Here is a 23291-nt window from a genome sequence, read left to right as displayed (position 1 = left end):
GTGTGCGAGAGCGCGGGCCTGCGGGCGCTGGCGCCGAGCGCTGCACATCCATGTCCAGGCTGCAGAAGCTTCTGCAGCGCGAGCATGCAACTGCAGCGCGAGCATGCAACTGCAGCGCTCGCTCGGGTGGGGCGGTCTGCAGCGCTCGAGTGGGCGGAAGGGCGGGGCCGGGTCCGATCAGCGCCGCGGCATCCGCTCTGACGAATCGACGATCTGCTTGCCGAGCGGGAGAAGCGCGACGGGCACCATCTTGAAGTTGGCCCAGCCGAACGGGATCCCGATGATGGTGACGCACAACAGAACACCGCTGACGATGTGTTCGAGCGCGATCCACCAGCCGGCGAGCAGCACCCAGACCACGTTGCCGATCGTCGAGCCAACACCGGCCGTTGGCTTGTCGACCACTTCCTTGCCGAACGGCCAGAGTGCGTAGAGGCCGATCCGGGCAGCGGCGATCCCCCAGGGGATGGTGACGATGAAAATGCACATGATTGCCGCGGCGAGCATATAGCCGAGGAACAGCCAGAAACCCGACAGCACCACCCAGATGATGTTCAGAAGTGTCTTCATAGTGCGCTCAGTCTGACAGCCGACCCTGAGCGTCGGTGACACACTGGTAACCGTGACTTCAGCGCTCGTGCAACTCCTCCGGTTAGACCTCGAATCCGCCCGCTTCACGGTGACGACACTCACAGAGCTCTGGGGAGCCGAAGCGGATGCCGCGCTCCACCGCAATGAGAGGGTGCCGGCGCTCCGCGCGCTCGCGGCGAGGCGCAGGGATGCAGCGCCGGAGGCATCCGCCACGCTCGCAACCCTGTTCGTGCTCGGACTGCCCGTCACGCACGATGACCTGGTCGCTGCTCTGCCGAATCTCGGCGCCGATGGCGCTGTCGAGCTCGGGCTGGTCGACGTCACGGGCACCGAGGCCAGGCCGCTGATCGACCTGAGGCCGTACAGCTTCGTCGACGCCCACGGCGCGGGCAGCTGGTGGATCGCATCCGACCTCGGCGAACTGGTGCTCGGGCGTCCCCTCGGCGAAGAACACGTGCTCGGTGTCGGCGGTGCATCGACGACGCTCAGCGGGCTGATGATGCAGACCCCCGTCGGACGGGTGCTCGACCTGGGTACCGGTTGCGGCATCCAGGCCATGCACGCCGCCCGCCACGCCACGCACGTGGTCGCGACGGACATCTCGGCTCGGGCGCTCGAGCTCGCCGCCCTCAACGCGGAACTCAATTCGATCCACAACATCGAGTTCCGGCTCGGGAGCCTGTTCGAACCCGTGCGCGGAGAGCGATTCGACCAGATCGTGTCGAATCCCCCGTTTGTGATCACCCCGAGGGCCGACGGTGTTCCTGCCTACGAGTACCGCGACGGCGGTATGGAGGGCGACGCTCTCGTCGAGGCCGTTCTCCGCGGTGCCGCCGCACACCTCACCCCCGGCGGCGTTGCTCAGCTCCTCGGCAACTGGGAGTATCGCGTCGGGCAGGATGCCTTCAGGCGCGTCGGTGGCTGGATCGACGGCACCGGCCTCGATGCCTGGATCATCGAGCGCGACACCCAGGATCCGGCGCAGTACGCCGAGACCTGGATCCGCGACGGCGGAACGAAGTCGGGCACACCGGACTTCGACCGGTTGTACAACGCCTGGCTCGATGACTTTGAGGCGCGCCGGGTCACCGCTGTTGGGTTCGGATACATCACACTGCGGATGCCACTGGCGGGCGACCCATCACTGCGGCGACTTGAACGGTTGCACGGTTCGCTCGGCACCAATGAGTCAGGCCTTGGCGTGCACCTCGCGTCTGTGCTCGCCGCGCACGACTGGCAGAAGGTCCGCGACGACGAAGAGCTGGCCCTGTCGCACGTCACTGCCGCGCCTGACGTGACCGAGGAACGCCACTACTGGCCGGGAGACGAAGACCCCACCGCGATGATGCTGCGACAGGGCAGCGGTTTCGGGCGAACGATCCGGATGGATACCGCTTTGTCCGCCCTCGTCGGCGCGAGCGACGGTGACCTGACAATTGGTGCTGTGACCGCGGCCATCGCGCAGTTGCTCGAGGTCGATGTCGCCGAATTGCTTGCGGAACTGATGCCGCGCGTCCGCGGCCTTATCGACGACGGGTTCCTCGTCCCCGTCGATGAGACTGAGTAGTCGATGACGCTGAGTAGCCGCAGCGGGCACAAGAGATAAGGCATTCGCCCGATACTGCTCGCCCCCCTTAGAGAACACGATGGAGTCATCAATCTCAGGAGGACACCATGCAGATCTCAGGCGAATACGGAACGGAACTTCTGCTCCGCTATTCCGAGGAGGAGCTCAGGCGGCAACTGGAGTTCCGCCGCGTGGCCGAGGAGCGTGCGGGTGAATCCCGCGGTGACGCCGGGGCAGTCGGCGCCGTCCGCCCGTCGATGCTCGCCCGCTTCGCCCGGTTCCTGTTCCGCGAGGACACCGCGGCAGGAGGGCCCGAATGGATCCGCCCCGCTCAGGGATCATCCGCGAACCCCGAGCCCGTGCTGCCGCCGGCTCGCGTCGAGGCGGCGCCGTCGGTCACGAGCGTCGGCACGGAGAGTTCAGCGGAACGCGACGATGAGCGGATGCCGGTGATGGCCGGCTCGCCGCGATGACGGCACTGTGACGGCGACGGCGACGGCGACTGCGATCGTGACGACGCCGGCGGTCGACGTCCTCGCCCGGGTGCCATCCACCAACTCCGCTTCGGCCGGTTCGGGTGCCTCGACGCGTGTCAGTGCGTCGTGGCACGATGAACAGGTGAGGTCACCGGCGTCAAGTCCAGCCATGATCGGGCGTGAGTCCGAACTTGCGCAACTGCACGCGGTCTTTGACCAGGTCCTCACCGGCCGCCCGCAGGGTGTCGTCATCTCGGGCGAAGCCGGGATCGGCAAAACCCGCCTGATCGAGGAGTTTCTGGGTCTCGCATCCGTCGACGCACTTGTGCTTACCGGGCAGAGCGTCGACCTCGGTGCTGTCGGCGCCCCGTACTCTCCCATCCAGAGTGTCCTCCGCGGCCTGGTTGCCGAGCTTGGTGTAGAGGCAGTGCTCGAGGCGAGTGGTCCGGGGGCAGAGGCCCTCACCGCTCTCCTGCCCGAACTTGGCGCCCAACGCGCCGATCCGGCGGGTGCCGCCCTCAATCGACTGCACGACACGGTGGCCACGCTCGTCGAGACTGTGTCACGGCGGACTCCCCTCGTCATCGCGATCGAAGACCTGCACTGGGCGGATGAAGGCACCCTTGACCTCCTTCGTTTCCTGCTCCGGGTTCTCGGCCGTGGCCGCATTCTCGTTGTGCTCAGCTTCCGCTCCGAAGACGTGGGTCGCGGGCATCCGCTGCGTTCGCTCCTCAGCGAACTCGACAGAAGCCGCAGCGTGACCCGGGTCGAACTTGCTCGGCTCACGAAGGAGGAAGTGCGCAGGCAGGTGGCCGCGATTCTCGGATCCGAACCCGACGACGAGGCGTTCGACAGCGTCTACGCACGCAGTGAGGGAGTGCCGTTCTTCGTCGAAGAGCTCGTCGGCTTCGGGTCGACGGGTGAAGGCGAGTTGCCCTGGACCCTGCGCGAGCTCCTCCTCGCCCGTTATGAACGACTCAGCGACGAGTCGCAACACCTGCTGCGCCTGATCTCCGCCGGGGGCGTGCGTGTCGATCACGACCTGCTGTCGGCGGTGTTTTCCGGCGAGCCCGAGCAATTGGATGCCGCGGCCAGGGAAGCGATGATCGCCAACATCCTCGTGGCCGATGAACTCAGTTACGCGTTCAGGCACGCCCTGGTCCGCGAGGCCATTCACACGGACCTGCTGCCGGGCGAGCGGACCAGATTCCATACCCGGTTCGCCGAAGCCCTCGAGGCGCTGTCGGGTGAACGACGCGTCGCGGCAGAGATCTCCTATCACTGGCTGGCTGCCCACGACACGCAGCGTGCCTTCCCCGCGACGCTCGACGCGATGACCGAAGCTCGGGCGACCCACGCCTACGGCACGGCGGCGCAGATGGGCGAGCGGGCTCTCGAGCTGTGGGACCAAATTCCTGACGCGGAGAAGGTCGCCGGACGCCAGAAGATCGATCTCCTCGCGCAGACGGCATCCGCTCTTCGCAACGCCGGGGAGGGTGAGCGCTCGCTCGCGATGATTAACGTCGCACTCGAGGAGAGTCCCCGCACCGAGAGCCTCCGCTACGCGCGGTTGCTCAGGGACAAGGCGCTGTACCTCGGCAATACCGGCAAGCCGGGTTCGATTCCGTTGCTCAGGGAAGCCCTCGAACTGGTGCCGCCAGGCGCGACCGGAATGGCGGGCACAACCGGACTCGCGCGCGCCCCGATGAGCGCCGGTGAATTGCGATCGGCACTTCTCACCGCGCTCGCCGGTCGACTGATGCTCGCGGCACGCATGGACGAAGCAATCGAAACAGCCCGTGAAGGGCTCCGCGAAGCAACGGATGCCGGCTCAGACCGGCACGCATCGATCGCCTCGAACATCCTCGGTACGACCGAGATCAACGTCGGTCGATTCGAGGAGGGACGTGCGCATCTCGACGAGGCGCTGGCGCTCTCGCAGAACGAGACAAGTGCGCGTTTGCGTTACCGGGTCAATGCCTCCGACAGCGAATACCTCCTCGGGCACTACTCGGAGGCGGTGAGTATCGCTGAACTGGGCATCCAGCGCGCCCGCGAACTGGGCGTCGAACGCAGTTCGGGCATCATCCTCAAATCGAACGCCGTCGATCCCCTCATCGCCCTCGGACAGTGGGAACGGGCCGACCAGTACATCGACAGCGCCGTCCGCCTCCTGCCGTCGCCGACGTTCAACGCCTACCTCAACCGCGCGCGGATGTTCCTGCTGACCTGGCGGGGCGAGACCGACGCGGCGTACCGGCTATACCGCAGTGCTCGGGCGCACGCGCGTGAACTCGGTGAGTCCGAGATGCAGGTCAGGCTCAGTTTTCCGCGAGTCGCAGCGGAGCTTCACCTTGCCCGCGGCGCGGTGGCCGAGGCGTGGGACGAGATGGATGTCCTCTTCGACGGCGACCACACGCCCGTCGCCGGGTATGAACTTCCGTTGCTGGCAACGGCCGGCCGCACGCTCGCCGCCCTCAGGCGTGCTGGTGAATCTCCTGTGTCAGACGGTGCCCTGGAGAACCGACTCCGGGCGCTGGTCGGTCGGGTGGACTGGTGGCCAACGGCATCCCTCTGGTCGACGATCTTTGACGCTGAACTCTCCGGGGCGCGAGGGATGGGTGATGATCCTGGCGCGTGGAAGCGTGCGGCGGAAGTCGTGGCCTCCGACCCGGCTGCGCAGGCCCACCTGCCGTCGTACACGGCCCTTCGTCTCGGGCAGGCGCTCGTCGAGGCCGGTGAACGTCACGAAGCTGTTGTCGCCCTCCGTGACGCGGTTCGCGGCGCTGAGCTGCTCGGTGCCGGTCTTGTCGGGCGCACCGCTGTCGGTGTCGCCGAGCGCGCGGGACTCACCCTCGACGAGGCACCGAACAGGCGAACGACGAACGCGACGGAACTGACGCTTCGCGAGCGTCAGGTCCTCGACCTGCTCGGGCAGGGCCTGACCAACCGTCAAATCGGCGAGCGGCTCTTCATCAGCGCCAAGACGGCGAGCGTCCACGTCTCAGCGATCCTGCGGAAACTCGGCGCCTCCAGCCGTACCGAGGCCGCGTTTCTGGCGCGCGAGTCCGCCTGACAGGCGACTCACAAGCTCAGTGGGTGCTCTATGCATCCGGCGGTTAGGCATCCGGCGGTGCTGCCGCGTGCGTGGGTGAACCGTGCAGTCTGAGTGCCGCGAGCAATGCCCGCACTCCCCCGTTGGGTGAGGTGAGCACGCGGGTCGGAAGGTCAACGCCGTGAAGCGCCTCAGCCATCGACGCCTGGGCGAGAACGAGAACATCTGAGCGGGCCGCGAATTCGATCGCTGCGTCCCTGACCAGGGCGTTGTGCCCCGCGATGTCACCCTGTTCCTGTGCGTCGGCGGCGCCATCGACGACGGTGACGTCGACGGTCACGTCGGGGTGAGCGGCCGCGAACCGTTCGAGCAGGCGGCCGGTTGGCCCGACGGTGGACGGGCGGGTTACGAGTACTTCGATGTGCCCAGTGCGGTCTTCGCGGCGGGCCGCTTCGGTCGCGATCGCCACGGCCTGTTCGGCCATCGCCGCGTCGACCCGAACAACGGGAACCGTCGAGTTGACCTGCTCCGCAACCTCGGCGGTCGATGTGCAGGTAACGAGAATAGCCAGGGCGCCGGATGCTTCGAGGTGCCTGATGTGGGCAGCGACGCGGTTGGTGAGTTCCTGTGTCACCCCTCCGGCGGGATCCGGGTCGAGCAGCCCTGCATCCACAATATGGACTGATTCGACAGTGGGATGAGCGTCGCGGAGTGCTGAAGAGAAGGACGCTGCGAGGGCGGGATCTGTATGCAGCAGGCCGACCCGCTGTGAGTGTTGCGTGGTCATGAGTACTCCTGCCCGAGAGACCTGATCGAAGGTCGAGCACACTATGTCACAGTCCCGATCTGGCCAGAAGGGAGGATGGTCAACCCTCTCGCCGGATCATCGGTACCTCGCCGGTGGCATGATAGCCGGATTAATTCTGCTGAGAATGTCTTGCCGAGTTCTCCGTTCGCTTCTAGAGTCCCGTTGTAATGGCGCCGCAACAAGGGCGTGGTTTTCAGCTCGGTTTTTTCAGCACTGTCCTGAACCTGACACAGAGAAGAAGCATGAACAGACGAATCTTCAGGGCGTTTCGGACACGGGACCGTTCGTGACCAGCGTCGTCGGCCACGCAGAGGGCCGTGACACGAAGGCAGGCGCTCGACGCGTGCGCCCTCGCCGGGCGCCCAAGCGAACCTACAACCGCCGCGAAGCCATCGCCGGCTATCTCTTTATCGCTCCATGGGTGATCGGGTTTCTGATCTTCACCCTCGGTGCGATGGTCTACAGCCTCATCATCTCCTTCAGTGATTACAACCTCGCGGCGAACAGCTCGACCCCCGTTGGGTTCGCAAATTACGCCCAGCTCTTCGAGGACCCGAAGGTCGGTCTCGCTCTGGGCAATACCCTCGTCTACGCGCTCATGGCCGTCCCGCTGGAAATTGCGTTCGCGTTGTTTCTGGCGATGCTGCTGGCGCGCGTCGGAAGGGGCGCAGGCTTTTTCCGCACCGTCTACTACCTGCCCAAAATGACCCCGACAGTCGCGACGGCATCCGTCTTTCTCCTGCTCCTCAACGGCAACTCGGGCGCCATTAACCAGGGACTCGGCCTCCTCGGCATCGAAGGCCCGCAGTGGCTCGTCGACCCGGCGTGGGTGAAACCGTCGATTGTGTTGATGACGCTGTGGACGGTCAGCGGAACAATGGTGATCTTTCTGGCTGCCTTGAAGAGCGTGCCCCGAGACCTGTACGAGGTGGCGTCGCTCGACGGGGCCGGGCCGGTGCGGAAGTTCTTCTCGATCACCGTGCCGATGATCTCGAGCGCGATCTTTTTCAACGTGATCGTGCTGACGATCGGGGCGTTTCAGGTGTTCGACCAGGCATATCTCCTGTTCTGGCGTGACCAGTCCAACGCGTCACCGGAGTCGTCCTTGTTTTACGCGGTTTACCTGTTCCAGCAGGCGTTTCGGCAGTTCGATTTCGGGTTCGCCGCTGCGATGGCATGGCTGTTGTTCATGATCATCATGCTGATCACCTTTATTCAGATGAAGTTCGGCAACCGGTTCGTGTACTACGAGGGAGATGACCACACATGAGCGTGACTGAGTCATCGCCGGACGCCGTCAGGCTCAAGGGCCAGGTGATCGGGGAGCAGACGGTTGCCGGCACTCCCCGAAACGGTCCGAAGGTCGACCGTTGGTACAAACCGAAGAGTGTCCTCGGCAGGGTAGTTCTCTGGATCGCACTCATCGGCTTTGGGCTGTTGTTCATGTATCCATTCGTCTGGCTACTCGCGGCGAGCCTCAAGCCACGCGGGCAGGTTTTCGACAACTCGCTTATCCCGCGCACTTGGGTTCCTGAGAACTACGTCGAGGTCTGGGACCAGTTACCCCTGGTCAGCTGGATGTTCAACAGCCTTTCGATCGCCCTGCTCGCGGCTCTGGCGGTTGCCATTTCGAGTTCGGTTGTGGCGTTCGGCTTTGCCTACTTCAAGTTCCCGGCGCGCAACCTGCTGTTCGGGCTTGTCCTCGCGACGATGATGTTGCCGGGTGCCGTCACGATGATCCCCCAGTACCTCATCTGGAAGGAACTGGGCCTGATCGGAACGTGGGTGCCGCTCTGGGGAGCGAACCTCTTCGGGTCTGCGTTCTACATTTTCCTGCAGAGGCAGTTCTTCCTCGGGCTCCCGCGCGAGCTGTTCGAGGCCGCCCGCATCGACGGCTGCAGTTACTGGGGGCTCTTCCGCCGCATCGCGATGCCGCTGTCGATCCCGTCATTCATCATCGTCTTCGTCTTCGAGTTCCAGGCCAGCTGGAACAACCTTCAGGCGTCGCTCATCTACCTCAACGCGGGTTCGGTCGAGGGATTCACCGCACCGCTCGGGATCGCGTACGCGATGACGAAGTACAGCCCCACCGCCGGCGGCCACGGCGATTACCAGTACGTGATGGTGGCATCGCTCATCATCACCCTGCCCATGCTGTTGATCTTCGCCTTCGGCCAGCGTTACTTCATCGAGGGGGTGGCGACGCAGGGGCGAAAAGGCTGAACTTTCGCCTCCCTCACACAGAACGGGCAACCCAGCAGGGTTGCCCGTTCTGTGTGAGTCGCGTCAGACGTTACTTCACGACCTTGTCGTATGCCCGCATCGCCGCGTCCTGAGCGTCGGCGAGAGCATCCTCAGACGACTTGTCACCCAGCAGCGCCGACGTGACCGCGTTCTTCAATTCGGTCTGGATCTCCTGCCCCGCAGCGGAAGCGCCGTAGGACTCACCTTCTCCGACGACCTCGTAGAACGTGGCGATCGTCTGGTCGAAGCCGGCGTTTCCGCTCTCCTTGACGAACTGGTCGCGAATCGCCTCATCGGCCGCCGGCGATCCGGTGAACAGGCCGGTGTTGATCGCTCCCGGGCTCTCGGAGATCGTCGCCGCGCGCGCCTCTCCCGCAGCCAGCCACGCATCCTGGGAGGTGAGTTCCAGCGCCCAGGCGCAGGCGGCATCCGCATTCTTCGCCCCCACAGGGATCACGAACGCGGTACCGCTGGCGACCGAGAACGGCTCACCCTCGATGTTCTTGAACGGGACAGCCTCGATCTGGACCTCGTCCACGTACGGGCTCAGGACGTTCACGTACCACTGCGCGTTCACCTGAGCGCCGACCTGATCAGCAACGTAGGGGTTGTTGTCGCCGAACGCATCGAAGGAGTCCGTGAAGCTCCGGTATTTCGCATATCCGCCCTGGGCGTCGAACAGTTGCTTGAGGAAGTCGAGCGCCCGGGCATTCTCGGGTGAATCGAGAGCCGGCACGCCCTCGTCATCCATAATCTCGCCGCCGAAGCCGAGGAGCCATAAACCGGCCTGGTTGACACCGACGGAGTCGAAGCCGAGGACGGTCGGGTTCCCACCCGATGCGGTGTACATCATGCCAATGGCCCCGAGGAGGACATCGGGCTTTGACGTGTCGATCTGGTCAGGGGTGACGCCTGCTGCGTCCATGACGCGTTTGTTCAGGATGATTGCCGGTGGCTGATAGAACTGGGGGACTCCCCACACTTTGTCGTCCCACTCAACGTCATCCACGACCGACTCGTAGTACTGCTCGTCAGGGTCGACGCCGTGCGTGGCGAAGCACTCGTCGAGAGGTGTGATGAGCCCTTGCGCCGCATACGTGCCGACGAATTGGCGATCCATCTGCACCACGTCCGGGACATTTCCGCTGGCGACCCTCGTCGTGAACTTCTGTGCGTCGAATGCCGTTTGGTCGATCTCAATGTCGACATCCGAGAGCTGCTTCTCGGCGTATTCGAGCCGCGACGTTCCGACGTCGTCGGCGTTGTCGAATCCCCATGCCGCCAGGGCACCGGACGGGCTGTCGCTGAATGATACGTCTGCCGTTTCGCCGCCGCCCCCGCTGCACCCCGTCAGGACGAGCACGGATGCCGCCACAGTCACCGCAATAAGCCGCTTCTGCCTCTGAACCATCGAATTCCCTTCGTTGAGTCACGAGGCCATCCGCGATCGGCCACCGTGCCGAGAAATCACCAGCGAAATCGCTGCTCAGCTGAAGTTATCGACGGCCTTAACGACCAGCAAGGGGCTTGCGCATCCGCGTGATTCCGGGTTCGCTTCTCTTTTCGGCAGCGCGGGACGCTCTTCCCGCGATCGCGCGTCAGTTGGCGGTTGCGCCACCCTCGGCGAGGTAGGCGAGGCGCTGCAGCGTTTCGTTGTTGCGTGCGTGCAGCATCAGCCGTCGGACGGGTTCGGGGATGAGGCGGCCGGGGCCCTCGACGGCGTCTTCGGTGATCCGCACGACACAGTCCTCCCCGCGACGCTTCACGTCGAGGGTGACATGCGCCACTCCGATCGGCCAGCCGCGGGCACGAACCTTCATGTGCCGGGGTGGATCCCACTCCAGCACCGAAGTCGAGTCGTTGATGAGGCAGGGCCAGACGCCGAACGAGTGGAAGAGCTGAGCGCCCTCTTTGGGCCAGGAGTCATCGACGTCTCGCATCCGGGACGCACCGACGACCCAGCTCGGGTACAGCCATCCGTTGGCAAGCACCTCAAAGACGCGTTCAGGGCTCGTGTGGATGAGTCGGTAGTTGACGCTCATGGCTGCCTTCCGAGTAGCTGGTCTGGTGTGGGCGAGAGTGAGGGTGGTGTCGTGATGCCGAACCTGTCGCGGAGGGCGAGCAGTGCCGCGTTCCAGCCGGGCATTCCGTGCACGCCCGGGCCCGGTGGGGTCGACGACGAACACAGATACAAGCCGGCGAGAGGGGTCCGCCACGGGTTCAGCGAGAGGGTAGGACGGGCGACGAGCTGGAGCATGTCAACGTCGCCGGCGGAGATGTCGCCGCCGACGTAGTTGGGGTTGTACGACTCGTACTCGACGGCCGACTTATGGGCGCTGGCGAGGATCAGGTCGCGGAAACCTGGCGCGAACCGTTCGATCTGCCTGGTGATCGCCTCGGTCCGGTCCTCGGTGGATCCGGCGGGAACGTGTGTGTACGCCCACAGGGTGTGCTGGCCCTCGGGCGCTCGCGTCGAATCGAACACGCTCGGCTGCGACACGAGGACGTAGGGGTTCGACGGATGCCGTCCGCTGGCGACATCGTGCTCCGCGGCTGCGATCTCCTCGCGGGTGCCGCCCAGGTGCAGTGTGCCGGCCTCGCGCAGGGTTTCGTTGGTCCAGGGCACAGGCCCGGAGAGGGCGAAGTCGACCTTGGCGACGGCGTTGCCGTAACGGAACTTGCCCAACCGCCTGGCGTAACCGGCGGGCAGCCGGTTCCCCGCGATCTTTACGAGGCCGCGCGCGCTCGTGTCGAGCAGTACAGCCCTGGCTGGGGGCAGCTCGCGGAGGTGGGTGACCTCGGAACCGGTGACGATCTCGCCACCGTGCGCCGTGACATCCGCCGCCATCGCGTCGACGATCGACTGACTGCCACCGATCGGGACCGGCCAGCCTTCAGCGTGGGCGAGGGTGGCAAGCACAAGCCCGGCGGCGGTCGGCGCGAAGGTCGGCAGCGGCCGGATCGCGTGCGCGAGCACACCGGTGAGCAGTGCGGGGGCGGCATCGTCGTGCCAGCGCACATTCCACAGCGGGCTGCCCTGCTCCAGGGCGCGCAGCCCGAACCTGGCCATGGTGATCGGATGCTTCGGCACGCGAAGAAGGCTGCTTCCGACGAAGCCGGCAACCGAGGAACCGTGCGAAACGAGTGGCTCGAACAGTTGCCGCCATGCGGCACCGTCACGTCCGAGGTCCTCGACGGTGCGGTCGAGGGAGTGCCAGGCGAGGCCGGCGCGTCCCGAGTCGAGGGGCTGGGCGTAGGAGAGTTCGGGAAGTGCAAACGGGATGCGGTCGGTCAGCCCGAATCGGGAGAAGAATTCCGAGGCGAGGGCCATCGGGTGCACGGCGGAGCAGGTGTCGTGGCGGAATCCTGGAAGGGTCGCCTCCGAGGTGCGTGACCCGCCGCCGATGGTGTCGGCGCGTTCGTACACGCGAACGGACAGACCGGCTCGAGCCAGTGTGACGGCGGCGGCGAGGCCGTTCGGACCCGCTCCGACAACGATTGCATCAGGCTCAGACATCCTTCGCAGTATGCCAGCGACCACTCTCAGGATCGACCCCTTGACGGGGACGCGCGCGGAGCGATTCGATTTCCGCATGCCTTCCGACATTTGCCTTCCGTTGGGACACCTGCCGTGTCGCATTCACCTTTCGTTAGGAATGTTCTGGTCAAATGGCAGTTAACACCTAGGGTGGACACCACGAGGCATCACCGCCAAACCCGATTGGACGGATTGTGATAGAGCGCACGGCCGAGTATCCGAGGCCGGACCACTTCCTTCTGCACATCAGTGACACTCACCTTCTGGCCGGAGGTAACAGGCTTTACGGCTCGGTCGACAGCGAAGAACACCTCAGGCAGGTGTTCACAGAGCTCGAAGCCTCAGGGGGTCGTCCAGAGGCCATCATCTTCACGGGGGATCTCGCCGACAAGGGCGAGCCCGACGCTTACGAGCGCATCCGGCGCATCGTGGATCCGGCGGCGAGCCGGCTCGGTTCCCAGGTCATCTGGGTCATGGGAAACCACGACAAACGAGAAGCCTTCCGCGCCGGGCTGTTCAACGAGGTGCCGACGTCGAGACCCGTTGACCGGGTGTACGACGTCAACGGCCTTCGCGTCATCACGCTCGACACCTCAGTACCGGGGCATCACCACGGCGAAGTGACGAGCGACCAGCTCGATTGGCTCGCGGAAGAGCTTTCGGTGCCGGCGCCGGACGGAACGATCCTTGCGTTGCATCACCCGCCGGTGCCGAGTGTGCTCGACCTCGCCGTGAGCGTCGAGCTTCGCGACCAGAGCGGTCTTGCTGAGGTGCTTGAGGGGTCCGACGTTCGGAGCATCCTCGGCGGTCACCTGCACTACTCGTCGATGGCGACCTTTGCGGGCATCCCGGTCTCCGTGGCATCCGCCACCTGTTACACCCAGGACCTCACGGTCCCGGTCGGCGGGACCCGCGGGCGTGACGGGGCTCGGGCGTTCAACCTCGTGCACGTGTATCCCAACACTGTGCTGCACTCGGTTGTGCCGCTCGGTTCGTTCCCCACGCTCGACTACATCGATCCGCAGGAGAGCGCCAAGCGCCTGGACGTGCTCGGCGTTCACATCGCCGAGCCGATTGCGGGCGAGCCGGTTCCGACGCACACGGCTCCGACGCCCGTTCACCGGAGCGCTCCGCCGACGGAGTCGATCCCGGTACTCGTCTAGCTCTTCTGGGGCCGCCCCGTTCCCGGGTGCTCTCGCGAGGCCTGGGCCGAGAACATCAGTTCCGGTCGAGCGCATCAGTTGCGCGGGATGTTCTCGACCGCAAGTGATGCCCTCGCGCGACTGGAGTAATGGCATCCGCTGGTCGTCGACGCAAACGGATGCCGGGCCTGACGTCGCCGTGCGACGACCGGCTAGATCGCGTCCGTGACCGAGGCCGTGAATGATTCGGTGATGGACACCGTCACGCCCTCCTGCATCAGCTCCGGCTCTGCGCCGTGAACGGCGACTTCGGTCTCCCACGGGGCCGCGAACGGGAAGTAGTGCTCGAGGAACCGGGTGACAGCCTCCGTACGCTTCTCAACCGAGATCTCGGGCTTCGAACCGTCATTGAGGCAGAACATGTCCTGGTCGCGGCGCTTGAGCAACCGCTCCATCGACGGCAGTGACGACTTGAGCGTCGTCTCGATGTACTTCACTCGGGCGTTGGTCTGCACGACCGCTCGCCCCGTCATAAGCGCGTAGTAGTGGTAGAGCGAGTTGGTCACCGAAATGTCGGTCGCCGAGCGGAACCGGCTCGCCGCCGTGCGCGCGAACTCCTCGGGGAACTCGGCCTCGAGCTCGTGCAGGACGCTCTTGCGCATGGGTGCTGCCGAGTGCTCGAGGTGCCTCGTGGTGACTTTGCCGAACCGCTCGCGGAGCAGTCCCCTGTTGACACGAGCCGCGTTTTCGTAACCGCTGCGCGACGGGTCGCTGTCACCGAGTCCGATGCGCGTGGATGCCTCCACGAACTTCGTGATCCCACCGGGCGAGAAGAAGATGTCGGGGCTGATCGGGCGCCCGAAGAACATGTCGTCGTTCGAGTAGAGGAAGTGCTCTGAGAGCCCTTCGATGTAGTGCAACTGGGCCTCGACAGCGTGCGAGTTGTGCGTCGGGAGCACGCTCGTGTCCTTGAAGTGGTCCTCACTGCGGACGAGGGTGACAGCGGGGTGCTCAGCCAGCCACTCGGGGCGGGGTGAGTCGGTGACGATGAAGATGCGGCGCACCCACGGCGCGAACATGTAGACGCTCCTGAGCGCGTACTTAAGCTCGTTGATCTGCCGGAACCGGGCGTCGGAGTCGTCGCCGTCACCAACGACGTAGTTCTGCATCCGCTTCGCGCGTGCGCGCTGGAACTCTTCGCTTGAGCCGTCAACCCACGAGAAGACCATGTCGACATCGAACGTCACGTCGCTCGCCAGATCCGCGAACATATTCTGCAGGGTGGGCCAGGTCTGGCCGAACATCTCGACCGTGTCTTCGAGCGCTTCCGACCGTGGCAGCCTCCTGCGCATCAACGCGTTCTCGACGGGTGCGACGATCTCGTCCTCACCAAACCGCCAAAGTTCGAGCTGCACGGCGGTATCCGGGCCGTAACGCAACCGCCCGATCGGCTCGATGCGGGGACGGTACAGCCGGAAAACCGATGCTTTCTTGTCGCTCGCGAACGTGCCGTCCGCGAGCAGCGTCGGGGTGGCATCCGGCGTCTTACCGGGCTTTCCGCCGTCCCGGAGCGTCGCGGGGTCAATGGCCTTCGCGTAGAACGGCTCGTCCTCGTAGGCGGCGGCGAATGCGGCCGAGAGCTGCTTACGGCATTTGCGATCGACAGCGATCACCGGGTTGCCGTTGCTGCCACGCACCAGGAGATACGGGATGTCTGCGTCTTCGAGCACCCGACGGATGCTGAGCAGGTCGGTGATCATGGACTCACGCGGGGTGAGGTGGCCGTTGATCAGCGTGAATTCGCCCTTACGAAGGACCACATCGTCGCGGGAAAATCGGTTCAGGCGAGTGCCGTTTGAGAGCAGCACGAGCTCCGGTGACTCACTGATGATCGGCATCGACGCCGTGATCGGGTTATCACGGCGAAACGCATCGGCGGCGCTCTCGGTCGCCGTCTTGTGCTTCTTCGGTGTGTTAAACGTCGTCATGATCGCCACCCTTCTCGATGGGTTCGCCGTATCGGCGTGTGTGGTGCGCTCCGCATCTGCGGGCATGGCGGCGCTGCCTGCGCTGGGTCGACGGAGCGGCCGGGTGGCCGGTGTCGCAGTGCTCATTCTAAACACACCCGGCGCCGAATGACTCCTGAGCACCTCTGGACGCGCTCTCAGGCCGTGACCGAACCGCGTAGGACAGCGGAAACTCGCGGATAATGGATGGTTGTAGCGTCAAGCATTAGTAGACTGGCTTCATGACTGACGCACGCTGGCTCGATGAGGACCAACTCAACGCATGGAAGAAATTCGTTGCGGTGGTCGAGCTGTTGCCCGGCGTGCTCGACTCGCAGCTGCAACGTGACGCTGAACTTAGCCATTTCGAGTATTTCGTGCTCGCCATGCTCTCCGAGTCCCCTCACCACGTGCTTCGGATGACGGCCCTTGCGTCGGCGACGAACGCAACGCTTCCGCGGCTCTCGCACGTGGCATCCCGACTGGAGAAGAAGGGGTACATCGAACGCCGGCCGTGCGCCGAGGACAAGCGTGCGACAAACGCACACCTCACCGACGCGGGGATGGCGAAAGTGGTGGCGACGGCGCCCGGTCACGTGAACACTGTGAGGGACAACGTCATCGACCCGCTGGACGCCGCGGACATCGCAGACCTCGATCGCATCATGGGGCGAATTCTCGACACCCTCGATCCCGACCACAGGTTCGCCAGGCAAGCGCGCTGAGGCTGTCAGCGCCGGTCGAGCTCGGATAGGGGCTGAGCGAGAATTGTGGAATGACTGAGGCCGGCGAGTTCATCGACGCGGCTCTGCGGCGGGAGACCGCGTGGACGCCGCCCGCCGACGACCGGGACTCGAGCGGGCTGGGATCGTACGGCGCGTCGGTCGGTGCCGTGCGGGGTACCGTTCGGGATGCCATGCGCAAATACCGCGGGATGTCGCACGACGAGATCACCGCTCTGGCATCCGAGCTGTGGCGGCCCCCGATCTACGAACGTCGGCTCGCGGCGGTCGTGTTGCTGCAGTCACACGTGGCGATGCTCGACAACTCGGACCTGACCAGGATCGAAGGGTTCCTCCGTGACGGACGTGCTCGCTCGCTGGTCGACCCGCTCGCGACAGACGTCGTCGGGCCGATGATCGAGCAGTTGGATGACGTGGGCCAGAGCAAGGCTCGTGCGGCCCTTGACCGCTGGCTCGGAGAGAACAACGTGTGGCTCCGTCGCGCCGCGATCCTCGCCCCGCTCCGCGCGTTGCGCGCAGGGACGGGCGACCCCGAGCGGTTTGCGCGCCAGGCCAGGGCAATTCTCGCCGAACCGTACGCCAGTGAAATCGTCAGCGAGGCCATCGACCTCGTGCTGGATGCCCTGGCGACGTGACGCCAGTGCCGGAGACACCGCGCGGGAGATCCCACCGGCGACGTGTCCGGCATCCCACGTGTCCGGCATTCGTCCCCGCGGATAGTGGCTCGCGGAGCACCCGTCAAGGCCTGTGCCCGCGCATGGCCCAGGGCGTAACGTGGCAGGCCCCGAAAGGAGCACGATGACTGAGAATATCTCTGGCAAGAAGGTCGCATTTCTGCTGACCGATGGTTTTGAAGACTCCGAGCTGACGAGCCCATGGCAGGCGGTGACGGATGCCGGTGGCGAGGCAGTTCTCGTCTCACCGAAGATCGGCACGATCGAGGGTAAGAACGGGCACGAGCAGGACGTTGACGTGCGTTCGGCCGACGCGTCAGCCTCGAAGTTCGACGCGCTCATGCTGCCCGGCGGTGTCGTCAACGCCGATCACCTGCGCATGGACGATGACTCGGTCGCGTTTGCCAAGAGCTTCTTCGAGGAGCACAAGCCGGTTGGCGTCATCTGCCACGGCGCGTGGATCCTGATCGAGGCCGGCGTCGTCCGTGGCCGCGAACTCACGAGCTACCCGAGCCTCAAGACCGACCTGATCAACGCCGGAGCGAACTGGGTCGACGAAGAAGTCGTCGTCGACAGCGGCTTCGTTTCGAGCAGGACACCCGATGACCTGCCGGCGTTCAACGCCAAGTTCGTCGAAGAGATCGCCGAGGGCGAGCACTCCGGGCAGACCGCGTAGTCTCTCCGGTCACCATCAGAGGCGCCGCCGGATTCAGCGTCCGATCACCCGCGTGATTGTCATCACGAGGATCACCCGATCGGCGCTGTCCGGCGGCGCTTCTTGCGTGGCATTGCCGTAACGCTTGCCGAGTCGCACGTAGAACGCCCCGGTGGGGTCCGGGCGCACCTCGGCGAGCTCTCCGCGAAGCTCGATATAGCTCAGCGGGTTCTCCGGATCGAAGATTGAGAACGCCATCGACGGGTTCTTCTGCAGGTTGCGGAACTTGGCCCGCTTGGTCGTGTGCGTGAACAGCAGGTTCTCACCGTCGAAATCGAACCACATCGGGTTGACCTGCGCTGTGCCGTCGGGTCGCACTGTGGCGAGGCTGCCGAAGTTTGCATCGGTCAGCAGGTGCCGGAGATGCTGCGGGATCTCAACTGTCATGTTCCCAATGTACGGCGGCGTCGTTTCGCTGAACAGCACCGGCAGGGACGCCGCGGTTATCCACAGGCATCCGTTTGTCCACAGATTCCGGATGCCGTCGGCCGGGCCCCGCGCGCAGGTCGAGTATCGAGCCATGACAGAGATCAGCGCCTCGACGGCGAATCAGCAACCGCTCGACACAGACGAGCTCATTGAACAACGGGTGAGCGCCCTCATCGGCCGCGCCTCCCGACGGCAGCTCTGGCTGCTCTTTCTCGACGACGATGATGTGCAGCTGCCCATGCTCGTCCCGATCGACGACTTTCCGGTGCAGCCCCGCCCCGCAGAGGCCCATGCGCTGGCGACCGGCGTGGCGACCATCATGGAGTCCGCGGGGGCGGTCCGGGTAATCCTTGTCTGGGAGCGATACGCGGGCGCTGACCTCACCCAGCTCGACCGGGCGTGGGCGCGGCAGTTGAATGCCGAATGCGCCGCGGCCGGCGTGCCGGTTCGAGCTCAATTGCTGAGCCACAAGCGCGGGGTGCGGTGGATCGCTCCTGACGACTACCTGGCTTGAGGGGCAGCCTAGAGGTCGACCGACTTGTTGTCGCCGATGTCGGGCTGGTTCCCGGTCACCACGGCTTTTGCGATCTTGAACATGGTCACAACGCCTGGTTCGTTCAACGCCCAGTACTCGGCCGACTGCGCGCTGACCTTGATCAGGGCGACCGTCGGGTCGTCCTTGCCGTCGGGGAACCAGGCCTCGAGGGCGGGGCTCCACAGCTCGTTGATCTTGTCGCGGTCGTGCACGAGCGTCGCCGAACCCGAGATCGAGAGGTAGCCCTTGCCCGACTCGAAAGCGGCGTTGACCTGGTCGTTCGAGCGGATGTCTTCCACCTTCGAACTCGGGTCCTGGGTGAAGAACCAGAGGTCACCGTCGAAGTCGGATTCCTGGGTCGCAAGCGGACGGCTGTGCAGCTGGCCGCTCGGCGTGACCGTGGTGAGCAGTGCAATCTTCGACGCCTTGACCAGCCTGGCGATCGTGACCATGTCGTCGTCTTCGGCGGCGTGGAATTCTGGCGAAGACGGATCGGTGGTTTCCTCGGCGGTGCTCGGCGCTGTCACCGCGTCACTGATGCCGGCGTCGATGAGCCCGTCGTCAGTGGTGGTTGTCACCTCAGCCGTGTCGTTGGGGTCCGGGATCGTGTCGGCGCCGTGCGCAGCATCGGTGCGGCCGTATGCCGTGTTGACGGTGTCTGCGCTGGTGCCAATGGGTTCACCGGCGGCGCCTGTCGTACCCGGGGAGCCCGGCGTCCCTGAGTGTCCGGCACGGGTTGAATCGAATGGGTTGTTCAACGTCATCGCTCTGTCTCCCTCGTTGTGCGTGACGGCGCGCAGAATGCACGCGCCGGTCGATCCCTTGCGACGCTACGCTGGCGCGACAGCTGTTCTCAAGCGGTTGACAGCACCCCGGAGGCCGGGACTACCGTCGGCAGCATCATGGAGTGGTTTGCAGCGGGGGACTACGAGCTGGCGCGCCAGGTGCTTCAGCGCGGCATCGCTGCGCTCTACCTGATCGCGTTCATTTCTGCGGCCAACCAGTTTCCTGCCCTGCTCGGCGAGCGTGGCCTGGCGCCCGCGCCGTGGTTTCTGAACCGGGTCACTTTTCGGCAGTCCCCGAGCCTGTTCCACTGGAAGTACAGCGATTCGTTTTTGCTCGGCATCGCCTCGGCCGGCGCGGGGTTATCGGCGACCCTGGTGGTCGGTCTGCCGCAGCAGGGGCCACCGTGGTTGCCCATGGTGGCTTTCCTGCTGCTCTGGGTGGGGTACCTGTCGATCGTCAACATCGGGCAGACGTTCTACGGCTTCGGCTGGGAGAGCCTGCTCTGCGAGGCCGGGTTCATCGTTGCGTTCCTCGGTTCGGACGAGGTCGCTCCGCCGCTCGTGGTGATCATTTTCCTTCGCTGGCTGGTTTTCCGGCTCGAATTCGGTGCCGGAATGATCAAGATGCGTGGCGGGTCCGAGTGGCGTGACCTCACCGCACTGACCTATCACCATGAGACCCAGCCGATGCCGAACCCGGTCAGCTGGTACGCACACCACCTGCCGCGGTGGTTCCACAAGGGGGAGGTGCTCGGCAGTCACTTCACCCAGCTCGTCGTCCCGTTCTTTCTGTTTGCGCCCCAGCCCGTGGCATCCGTCGCTGCGGTGATCATCATCCTGACCCAGCTGTGGCTGGTCTTCACCGGTAACTTTGCCTGGCTCAACTGGATCACCATCGTGCTCGCATTCTCGGCGGTGAGTGATGACGAGGTGCAGGCGGTGTTCCCCGGTCTCCTGCTCGATGCTGAGCAACCGGAGACGCCGCTCTGGTTCGTTGTGGTCGTGCTTGCGGTGACCGCGTTCCTGGCCGTTCTCAGCTGGCGGCCGCTCGTGAACCTGTTTGCGCGGCATCAACTCATGAATGCGAGCTTCAACAGGTACCACCTCGTGAATGCGTACGGCGCTTTCGGCACGGTGACGAAGGTGCGGCTCGAGGTGATTGTCGAGGGCTGCACTGACGAGCACCCCGGACCCGACTCGGAGTGGTTGCCTTACGAATTCAAGGGCAAGCCGGGCGATGTGACACGGATGCCGCCGCAGATCGCTCCGTACCACCTCAGGCTGGATTGGCTGATGTGGTTTCTGGCGCTCGGGTCGCCCGACAATCGCTGGTTCCAGATGCTGATTGTGCGGCTGCTCGCCGGCGACTATCGCACGATACGGTTGCTCGGCGTCAATCCGTTTCCGGTGGCCCCACCACGATGGATCCGCGCCCGGGTATTCCGTTACAGGTATTCGACACCCGAAGAGAAGCGCCGGACCGGTGCGTGGTGGTCACGCACGCTCGTCGGGACGCTCGTGGATCCGGTGACCCTTCACCCCCAGGGGCGGGACTAACCGCGCGCGTCCTCGCGTGCCGAGCCGTATACCGCTGCGGGTATCTGGTCGGTGAAGATCCGCGCGGTGACCGGCCCGATTCCCTTGAGCGCGGTGAGGCGCCTGGTCAGCTCGTTCTCGTCCTCGGCGGTGGCGACGAGCCGGTGCACTGATCCGTAGTCGCTGATGATCGAGCGCATCACAGCGTGGAGGGTGTCGGCCATCTGGTAATCGAGGCGAACGTATCCGCCCTGATCGAGGAGTCGCCTGAGTGGTTCCCTGCCGATCTCGCCGAACTTCTGCGGGCTCGTGAAGTCGCGCTTGATCAAAATCCGATACGTCTCGGCCGCGACGGACTGCTGGATCGGACGCCCGAACAGCACGCTCGCCAGAAACCAGCGGTAGAGCTGCTGGGGTGAGCCGCTGGACGGGTCGAGGTCGAGGTCAGCCGGCGAGAGATTGCCGCTCATTCGGAAGGGGTGTCCTCCGACGACTGCCCGGCGTTACCGTTGCCCTCGCCCAGTCCTGTGCCATCGCCGATTCCGTCGTCGGAGCCGAAAGCCGCGTCATCCGAGGGGTTCGCATCGCTGTCGAGCGGGTCGGTCGATGTGGGGCTGGATTCACGGGAGAACTCACCGGAGTCGTTGGTCGTCATGTGGTGAGCGTACGCCGGGTACATCCCCGAGTCACAGGGGTTGACGATGGCATCCAGTCGTGGCATCCGTTCGTGGCATCCGTTGTCCATCGCTGGATTTTTGGCCAGGAAGGAGATGGCGCTCGGCCTCTGGTGACCCCCGTTTCTGCTGGCCGGAATGGAAGCATCGGTCCCGAGAGGGTAAACAGGACATATGACCAACTCTTCGGAACCGGGCCGCTCGCAGGTCGAGATCGAGCGCAAGTATGACGTCGACCGCGATGTGCAGCTCCCTGAGCTGGTGGGGGTTGCAGGTATTGCATCGGTCGAAGTGAAGGATCCGGTCACTCTCGAGGCCGTCTACTACGACACGGCTGATCTCGATCTCGCGAGGCGTCGGATCATCATCCGGCGGCGCGAGGGCGGGTCAGACGCGGGCTGGCACATCAAGATGCCGGCGGCGGAGGGGCGTACAGAGTTGCACTGGCCCCTCGGGGAAGACACCGGTGCGGTTCCTGACGCTGTGCTCGAACCAGTGCGGGTGTGGGTGCGCGACCGAGAGGTCACGCCGCTCGCACGGATTTCGACGACGCGGACCGCGGTCCACCTCAAGGACGCGACCGGTGTCGGGGTGGTCGAGCTTGCCGATGACGAGGTCGAGGCAACCGACATCCGCCATGAAGCCCTCCGCAGGTGGCGAGAGTGGGAGGTCGAGTTGCTGAGCGGTGCTCCCGACACCGAAGAGGGCAGGACCGTGCTGTTGGACCAGATCGAACGGATGCTCGGAGCTGTCGGTGCGCATCCGTCGTCGAGTGTCTCGAAACTGGCCCGCACGCTCGGGAGTGATTCACTCACCGATGTCGTTCCCGCCCACGAGGTCGGTCTCTCCGAGGAGGAGCCGACGAAGGCCGAGCTGCCGGACGGGAGTGCGGCATCCGTTGTCGTCGAGGCTCTCTCCACGCTGGTTCTGACCCTCGAGCAGGCGGACCCTGCGGCGCGTGCCGACGAACCGGACGCTGTCCACCGGATGAGGACGACCATACGGCGGTTGCGGAGTGTACTAGCCGCATATCGAAAGCTGTTCGACCGCCCAGCCACCGATGATCTGCGCGATCGCCTCAAGCGGTTCGGTGCCGCGCTGGGTGAGGTGCGAGACGCGGAGGTGCGTGGGATGCGTGCGATCGCATACCTCGACGGGTTGCCGCCGCAGGACGATGATGACGATGCCAGACTTCGGCTCATCGACGGTGCGAAAGTCGACTACCGGGATGCTCACGATCGCCTGCGCCGGCTGATGACGTCGACCGCGTACTTTCGACTGCTCGATGCGCTCGATGAGTTCGTCGCTGACCCTCCGTTGACCAAAGCCGCGTGGAAGCCCGCGAAGAAGGTCGTGAGGAAGACGGTCCGTCGTGAGATCCGTCGGGTGACGAAACGTGCGGATGCCATCGGCAATGCGGGAACTGACCTCGAGGTGCAGCTGCATGCGGTGCGGCGAGCCGCACGGCGGTTGCGTTATGTCGCTGAGACCGTGGCAGGAAAGAAGGGCTTCGGCTCGAAGTACGAACGCGTCGCGAAGGCGGGTGAGCTCGTGCAGGACACGCTCGGTGAGCATCACGACAGTGTTCTGTTCGGTCAGCACCTGGTGCTCACGGCGAACCGTGCCGATGCCGAAGGGGAAAGGACCTTCGTTTACGGAGTTCTCGCCGGCATCAACGACCGGAACGGTGACACGGCGCTCGCCGAGTCATCCGAAGCGATCGACGATGTGGAGAAGCTCGCCGATCGGTTCTAGGGCGGCGGCGTGAACTGC

General features: G+C 64.9%; 22 protein-coding genes. 12 read left to right on the top strand and 10 right to left on the bottom strand.

Annotated features, from left to right (window positions below; genetic code table 11):
- Positions 1-177 precede the first annotated feature (177 nt).
- Entirely contained in the window at positions 178-570 is a 393-nt protein-coding gene (locus AC1X6S_RS14785) for a YccF domain-containing protein (protein ID WP_483406514.1), read from the bottom strand.
- Between the two features lie 52 nt (positions 571-622).
- Here AC1X6S_RS14785 and AC1X6S_RS14780 point away from each other — a divergent pair, with 52 nt between their 5' ends.
- The 3 genes from AC1X6S_RS14780 to AC1X6S_RS14770 all read left to right on the top strand — a co-directional run bounded on the left by AC1X6S_RS14780 (position 623) and on the right by AC1X6S_RS14770 (position 5710).
- A complete protein-coding gene (locus tag AC1X6S_RS14780) occupies positions 623-2158 on the top strand; it encodes a class I SAM-dependent methyltransferase (protein WP_483406513.1) in 1536 nt (511 codons plus the stop codon).
- Positions 2159-2265: 107 nt separating this feature from the next.
- Positions 2266-2631 carry a hypothetical protein gene (locus AC1X6S_RS14775; RefSeq protein WP_483406512.1) on the top strand — a complete coding sequence of 122 codons (366 nt, stop codon included), beginning with the start codon at positions 2266-2268 and terminating at the stop codon, positions 2629-2631.
- A 37-nt stretch (positions 2632-2668) separates the two neighbouring features.
- Positions 2669-5710 carry an ATP-binding protein gene (locus tag AC1X6S_RS14770; RefSeq protein WP_483406511.1) on the top strand — a complete coding sequence of 1014 codons (3042 nt, stop codon included), beginning with the start codon at positions 2669-2671 and terminating at the stop codon, positions 5708-5710.
- Between the two features lie 43 nt (positions 5711-5753).
- Here the strand turns inward: AC1X6S_RS14770 and AC1X6S_RS14765 are convergent, their stop codons facing one another.
- A complete protein-coding gene (locus tag AC1X6S_RS14765; protein WP_483406510.1) occupies positions 5754-6476 on the bottom strand; it encodes a hypothetical protein in 723 nt (240 codons plus the stop codon).
- Positions 6477-6840: 364 nt separating this feature from the next.
- Here AC1X6S_RS14765 and AC1X6S_RS14760 point away from each other — a divergent pair, with 364 nt between their 5' ends.
- Together AC1X6S_RS14760 and AC1X6S_RS14755 are read left to right on the top strand one after the other, a co-directional pair.
- Entirely contained in the window at positions 6841-7767 is a 927-nt protein-coding gene (locus AC1X6S_RS14760) for a carbohydrate ABC transporter permease (RefSeq protein ID WP_483406718.1), read from the top strand.
- A complete protein-coding gene (locus tag AC1X6S_RS14755; RefSeq protein ID WP_483406509.1) occupies positions 7764-8720 on the top strand; it encodes a carbohydrate ABC transporter permease in 957 nt (318 codons plus the stop codon). Before AC1X6S_RS14760 ends, AC1X6S_RS14755 begins: the two co-directional genes overlap by 4 nt.
- Positions 8721-8790: 70 nt before the next feature.
- On the opposite strand, the gene AC1X6S_RS14750 is transcribed toward AC1X6S_RS14755, so the two are convergent.
- The 3 genes from AC1X6S_RS14750 to AC1X6S_RS14740 all read right to left on the bottom strand — a co-directional run bounded on the left by AC1X6S_RS14750 (position 8791) and on the right by AC1X6S_RS14740 (position 12258).
- Positions 8791-10152 (bottom strand): ABC transporter substrate-binding protein, encoded by a 1362-nt coding sequence (locus tag AC1X6S_RS14750; RefSeq protein ID WP_483406508.1) that lies wholly within the window; start codon positions 10150-10152, stop codon positions 8791-8793.
- A 187-nt stretch (positions 10153-10339) separates the two neighbouring features.
- Positions 10340-10783 (bottom strand): SRPBCC family protein, encoded by a 444-nt coding sequence (locus tag AC1X6S_RS14745; RefSeq protein WP_483406507.1) that lies wholly within the window; start codon positions 10781-10783, stop codon positions 10340-10342.
- Positions 10780-12258: a phytoene desaturase family protein gene (locus AC1X6S_RS14740; protein ID WP_483406506.1), complete on the bottom strand. Its 1479-nt coding sequence runs from the start codon at positions 12256-12258 to the stop codon at positions 10780-10782. Before AC1X6S_RS14740 ends, AC1X6S_RS14745 begins: the two co-directional genes overlap by 4 nt.
- A gap of 215 nt (positions 12259-12473) precedes the next feature.
- Between AC1X6S_RS14740 and AC1X6S_RS14735 the strand changes: the two genes are divergently transcribed.
- Positions 12474-13442, top strand: coding sequence for a phosphodiesterase (locus tag AC1X6S_RS14735; RefSeq protein ID WP_483406505.1), 969 nt, complete (start codon positions 12474-12476; stop codon positions 13440-13442).
- Between the two features lie 191 nt (positions 13443-13633).
- Here the strand turns inward: AC1X6S_RS14735 and AC1X6S_RS14730 are convergent, their stop codons facing one another.
- On the bottom strand, positions 13634-15409 hold the full coding sequence (locus AC1X6S_RS14730; protein ID WP_483406504.1) for a stealth family protein: 1776 nt from the start codon (positions 15407-15409) through the stop codon (positions 13634-13636).
- Positions 15410-15669: 260 nt separating this feature from the next.
- Between AC1X6S_RS14730 and AC1X6S_RS14725 the strand changes: the two genes are divergently transcribed.
- From AC1X6S_RS14725 to AC1X6S_RS14715, 3 genes are all read left to right on the top strand, one after another.
- Complete coding sequence (locus AC1X6S_RS14725) at positions 15670-16152, top strand: MarR family winged helix-turn-helix transcriptional regulator (protein ID WP_483406503.1); 483 nt, start codon at positions 15670-15672, stop codon at positions 16150-16152.
- Between the two features lie 50 nt (positions 16153-16202).
- Positions 16203-16805: a DNA alkylation repair protein gene (locus tag AC1X6S_RS14720; RefSeq protein WP_483406502.1), complete on the top strand. Its 603-nt coding sequence runs from the start codon at positions 16203-16205 to the stop codon at positions 16803-16805.
- A 163-nt stretch (positions 16806-16968) separates the two neighbouring features.
- Positions 16969-17520, top strand: coding sequence for a type 1 glutamine amidotransferase domain-containing protein (locus AC1X6S_RS14715; protein WP_483406501.1), 552 nt, complete (start codon positions 16969-16971; stop codon positions 17518-17520).
- A 33-nt stretch (positions 17521-17553) separates the two neighbouring features.
- Here AC1X6S_RS14715 and AC1X6S_RS14710 read toward each other — a convergent pair whose 3' ends face one another.
- Positions 17554-17946, bottom strand: coding sequence for a PPOX class F420-dependent oxidoreductase (locus AC1X6S_RS14710; protein WP_483406500.1), 393 nt, complete (start codon positions 17944-17946; stop codon positions 17554-17556).
- Positions 17947-18079: 133 nt separating this feature from the next.
- On the opposite strand from AC1X6S_RS14710, the gene AC1X6S_RS14705 reads away from it, so the two are divergent.
- Positions 18080-18502 carry a hypothetical protein gene (locus AC1X6S_RS14705; RefSeq protein WP_483406499.1) on the top strand — a complete coding sequence of 141 codons (423 nt, stop codon included), beginning with the start codon at positions 18080-18082 and terminating at the stop codon, positions 18500-18502.
- 8 nt (positions 18503-18510) lie between these two features.
- On the opposite strand, the gene AC1X6S_RS14700 is transcribed toward AC1X6S_RS14705, so the two are convergent.
- Complete coding sequence (locus AC1X6S_RS14700) at positions 18511-19287, bottom strand: pyridoxamine 5'-phosphate oxidase family protein (RefSeq protein WP_483406498.1); 777 nt, start codon at positions 19285-19287, stop codon at positions 18511-18513.
- Between the two features lie 138 nt (positions 19288-19425).
- Between AC1X6S_RS14700 and AC1X6S_RS14695 the strand changes: the two genes are divergently transcribed.
- Complete coding sequence (locus AC1X6S_RS14695; protein ID WP_483406497.1) at positions 19426-20865, top strand: lipase maturation factor family protein; 1440 nt, start codon at positions 19426-19428, stop codon at positions 20863-20865.
- Here the strand turns inward: AC1X6S_RS14695 and AC1X6S_RS14690 are convergent.
- Positions 20862-21314, bottom strand: a complete 453-nt coding sequence (locus AC1X6S_RS14690; protein WP_483406496.1) for a hypothetical protein — start codon at positions 21312-21314, stop codon at positions 20862-20864. The two genes, AC1X6S_RS14695 and AC1X6S_RS14690, sit on opposite strands and share 4 nt — an antisense overlap.
- Entirely contained in the window at positions 21311-21589 is a 279-nt protein-coding gene (locus tag AC1X6S_RS14685; protein ID WP_483406495.1) for a hypothetical protein, read from the bottom strand. Before AC1X6S_RS14685 ends, AC1X6S_RS14690 begins: the two co-directional genes overlap by 4 nt.
- A gap of 103 nt (positions 21590-21692) precedes the next feature.
- On the opposite strand from AC1X6S_RS14685, the gene AC1X6S_RS14680 reads away from it, so the two are divergent.
- Positions 21693-23273 (top strand): CYTH and CHAD domain-containing protein, encoded by a 1581-nt coding sequence (locus tag AC1X6S_RS14680; RefSeq protein ID WP_483406494.1) that lies wholly within the window; start codon positions 21693-21695, stop codon positions 23271-23273.
- Positions 23274-23291 lie beyond the last annotated feature (18 nt).

This window comes from Mycetocola sp. Y442, assembly GCF_056898615.1.
Note: the sequence above shows the minus strand (reverse complement) of the source record. Positions and strands in the feature narration are given on the sequence as shown.